The organism is Kribbella sp., from assembly GCF_035687465.1.
GTDB lineage: Bacteria > Actinomycetota > Actinomycetes > Propionibacteriales > Kribbellaceae > Kribbella.
This window is the reverse complement of record NZ_DASRXP010000344.1, coordinates 1-3,449: the sequence shown is the minus strand read 5'-3', so window position 1 is coordinate 3,449 and position 3,449 is coordinate 1. Positions and strand designations below refer to the sequence as shown.

At 67.8% G+C, this 3,449-nt stretch carries 6 protein-coding genes; 1 reads left to right on the top strand and 5 read right to left on the bottom strand.

What is annotated here, in order from left to right:
* Position 1: 1 nt before the first annotated feature.
* The 4 genes from VFG33_RS18215 to infC form a co-directional block, all read right to left on the bottom strand.
* Positions 2 to 820, bottom strand: coding sequence for a TrmH family RNA methyltransferase (locus VFG33_RS18215; RefSeq protein WP_325054086.1), 819 nt, complete (start codon positions 818 to 820; stop codon positions 2 to 4).
* Positions 821 to 849: 29 nt separating this feature from the next.
* Positions 850 to 1,239 carry a 50S ribosomal protein L20 gene (gene rplT, locus VFG33_RS18210; protein ID WP_325054085.1) on the bottom strand — a complete coding sequence of 130 codons (390 nt, stop codon included), beginning with the start codon at positions 1,237 to 1,239 and terminating at the stop codon, positions 850 to 852.
* A 78-nt stretch (positions 1,240 to 1,317) separates the two neighbouring features.
* Positions 1,318 to 1,512: a 50S ribosomal protein L35 gene (rpmI, locus tag VFG33_RS18205; RefSeq protein WP_325054084.1), complete on the bottom strand. Its 195-nt coding sequence runs from the start codon at positions 1,510 to 1,512 to the stop codon at positions 1,318 to 1,320.
* Between the two features lie 73 nt (positions 1,513 to 1,585).
* Positions 1,586 to 2,275 carry a translation initiation factor IF-3 gene (gene infC, locus VFG33_RS18200; RefSeq protein ID WP_325054087.1) on the bottom strand — a complete coding sequence of 230 codons (690 nt, stop codon included), beginning with the start codon at positions 2,273 to 2,275 and terminating at the stop codon, positions 1,586 to 1,588.
* A gap of 351 nt (positions 2,276 to 2,626) precedes the next feature.
* Between infC and VFG33_RS18195 the strand changes: the two genes are divergently transcribed.
* Positions 2,627 to 3,004, top strand: coding sequence for a DUF1844 domain-containing protein (locus VFG33_RS18195; protein WP_325054083.1), 378 nt, complete (start codon positions 2,627 to 2,629; stop codon positions 3,002 to 3,004).
* A 4-nt stretch (positions 3,005 to 3,008) separates the two neighbouring features.
* On the opposite strand, the gene VFG33_RS18190 is transcribed toward VFG33_RS18195, so the two are convergent.
* Positions 3,009 to 3,449 (bottom strand): FAD-dependent oxidoreductase (locus VFG33_RS18190; RefSeq protein ID WP_325054082.1); only part of this gene is annotated, 441 nt, incomplete at its 5' end.

Sequence of the window (3,449 nt, the reverse complement as noted above, 5' to 3'; positions counted from 1 at the left end):
ATCACTCGGTACGGCGCTGGGCGCGGGCTGAGGCATACAGGCAGATGGCTGCGGCGGTGGCGAGGTTGAGGCTTTCGGCGCGGCCGTAGATCGGGACCTTCACCGATCGGTCGACGATCGCGTCGAAACCGTCGGGCAGCCCGTGGGCCTCGTTGCCGAACAACCAGACGGTCGGTTTCGCCAGGGTGCCGTCGTCGATGCACTCGTCCAGGTCGGAACTCCCATACCCGTCCGCGGCAAGCACCTGCAGACCCTGGTCCCGCCAGCCTTTCGCGGCCGTCACGACGTCGGCCTCGACCGTGATCGGCAGGTGGAAGATGCTGCCGACACTCGCGCGGACAGCCTTCGGGTTGTGCGGATCCACCGATTCGCCCGACAGGACGACGGCATCCGCGCCGGCGGCGTCCGCAGTACGGATCAGGGTGCCGACGTTGCCGGGGTCGCGCACCTGGACGCCGACGGCCACCAGCCGCGCGGTTCGCAGTACGGCGTCTTCCAGCGGCACGTCGACCAGTTGGCAGACGGCGACAACGCCTTGGGAGGTGACGGTCTCGCTGAGGACCTCGACGGCCGCGCGATTCACCTCGTACCACGGGACGTCGGCCGCCGCGGCCAGGTCCCGCAGGTCGCGGTGGCGGGTGGCGACGTCGGGTTCGGCGTACACCTCGACCACCAGTTCGCGGTGTTCGAGGGCCTCGCGGACCGCTTGCGGTCCCTCCACCAGGAAGCGGCCCGACTTGCGCCGGAACGCACGAGTGGCGAGCCTCCGGGCCTGCTTGATCCGCACGGACTGTGCGGTCAGCAGACCTGGGCTCGCCACTTCGGGTGCTACTGGGTCGCTGCTGCGGCTCAGGCCGCGGCGTCGCTCTTGGCGTTCAGGTCGGCCGGGAGGGCCGCCTTCGCCAGCGCGACCAGCGCCGAGAACGCCGGAGCGTCGTTGACGGCCAGATCGGCCAGGATCTTGCGGTCGACCTCGATCTCGGCCAGGCGGAGTCCCTGGATGAGCCGGTTGTAGGTCAGGCCCTCGGCGCGAGCCGCGGCGTTGATCCGCTGGATCCACAGCTTGCGGAAGTCGCCCTTGCGCGCCTTGCGGTCACGGTAGGCGTAGACCAGCGAGTGGGTGACCTGCTCCTTGGCCTTGCGGTACAGCCTCGAGCGCTGGCCGCGGTACCCGCTGGCCTGCTCGAGGACGACGCGGCGCTTCTTGTGGGCGTTGACTGCCCGCTTCACGCGTGCCATGAGGTGTTACTCCTTGTATTTCTGCGCCGGAGAAGTGATCCACTCGGCGGGGTGTTCGGGGGGTTGGGAAAGCGAAACTCAGATACCGAGGAGCTTCTTGGCCTTCTTGATGTGCGACGGCGCGACCTCGACAGTGCCGGACAGGCGCCGCTTGCGCCTGGTCGACTTCGCCTCGGCCAGGTGACGCTTGCCGGTCTGCTCGCGGCGCAGCTTGCCCGAGCCCGTGATCCGGATGCGCTTCTTCATCCCCGAGTGGGTCTTCATCTTCGGCATGGCTATGTACTCCTGTTGTCTTTCGTTGACTCGATCGGTGTGCTGGCTCCGGCCTCGCAACCGGAGCGACGCATCACTCCGGATCGAGGTTGTCTGCCGGACCCTTCGGCTTCTTCGTCGCGCCCGCGGCCCGCTCGGCCTCGTGCTGCTTCAACTGCTCAGCACGCTCCTGGCGCTCGGCCTCCTGCTCGGCCTCGTGCTCGGCCTGCTTCTTGGCCTTCTCCGCTTCCACGTCGACGCGCGCCTCGGACTTCTTCTTGTGCGGTCCGAGCACCATGATCATGTTCCGGCCGTCCTGGCGCGGCGAGGACTCGACGAAGCCGAGCTCACCGACGTCTTCGGCCAGCCGCTGCAGCAACCGGAACCCGAGCTCCGGCCGGGACTGCTCGCGACCGCGGAACATGATGGTGATCTTCACCTTGTCACCGGCACGGAGGAAGCGGACGACGTGACCCTTCTTGGTCTCGTAGTCGTGCGGATCGATCTTCGGCCGCAGCTTCATCTCTTTGATGACGGTGTTCGTCTGGTTCCGGCGAGACTCCCGCGCCTTCTGCGCGGTCTCGTACTTGTACTTGCCGAAATCCATCAGCTTGCAGACCGGTGGCCGTGCCGTGGCCGCGACCTCGACCAGGTCGAGATCGGCTTCCTGTGCCAGCCGAAGTGCGTCCTCGATCCGGACGATGCCTACCTGCTCACCGTTCGGTCCGACCAGTCGCACCTCAGGAACGCGGATGCGCTCGTTGACGCGCAGTTCAATGGTGATGGGTCCTCCTGGGTTGTTCGTTTACTGGTGCCACCTCGTGACGCCCGGGGGAATCCCGCCCGTCCGCTGCCGAGTCGGCAGCAGAAATGACGAAAGGCCCTCGTGCGTCCACACGAAGGCCCAATTCCCAGATCGACGGCTGTCCAACCCCGGGTGCGGGGATGTACGCCGTACGATCGCCGCTGTCCTCCGGCCTGAACCGTCCGACTTCGGCGTGACCGGGACCCGCCGACTCTTCGTCGACTGGGTGGGAGGTGGCCCTCCGCTTAGACTAGAACCGCTGGCTTCCCTTGAGTATTCCGCTCAGGGGTCACCACCGGACCTGGTCGGTCGCCGTGCAAGAGTAGCAGCATGACGGACCCCTTCTCCACTCCGCAGTCCGACCCGCTCGCCACGGCGTCCCGCGACATCGCCGAGGTGCCCAGCGTGGAGATCATCTCGACCGCCGCCCTGCACCTGATGAGTGCCGCCGCCGTCCACCTCGGACTGGCCGAGGACCTGCCTGACCACAGGGATCTGGACGAGGCGCGTTCGCTGATCGACGCCCTGGCCGGCCTCCTCGACGCCTCCGCCCAGAGCCTCGGCCACCACCACGCCGCTCCGCTCCGCGACGGCCTGCGCTCGCTCCAACTCGCCTTCCAGGAAGCCTCGACCATCCCGGACGAGCCGGGCACCGGGCCCGGCGAGAAGTACACCGGCGAGGTCCACCCGGCAGCTTCCCGCCGCTGACGCACTACTCCGGCGGACGCATCTCCGCGAAGAAGTCCAGCAGACCCTGAGGGCTGTCGGGCGCGAAGCACATCACGAGGTTGTCCGCTGAATCCGCCGCCGCGGTCTCACTGCGGGGGAAGAGGGCTTGCTCGTACTGCGTGAGCGCGTCCTCCGGGCGACCGGGGTTCGCGACGATCGCCGCAGCCAGTTCCGCGCCGTCCAGCATCGCGAGATTCGCGCCTTCGCCGGCGAACGGGGACATCACGTGCGCCGCGTCGCCGAGCAACGTCACCCCGGGGACGCGCTCCCACCGGTGACCGATGGGGAGGGCATTGATCGGGCGGGGAACCAGGTCGCCGTCCGCGTCGGTGATGATCGCGCGGAGGTCGTCATGCCAGTCGGCGAACGATTCGTGCAGCGCGACCTTCGCCTTCTCTGCATCGGAGAAGTCGATCCCGCCCGA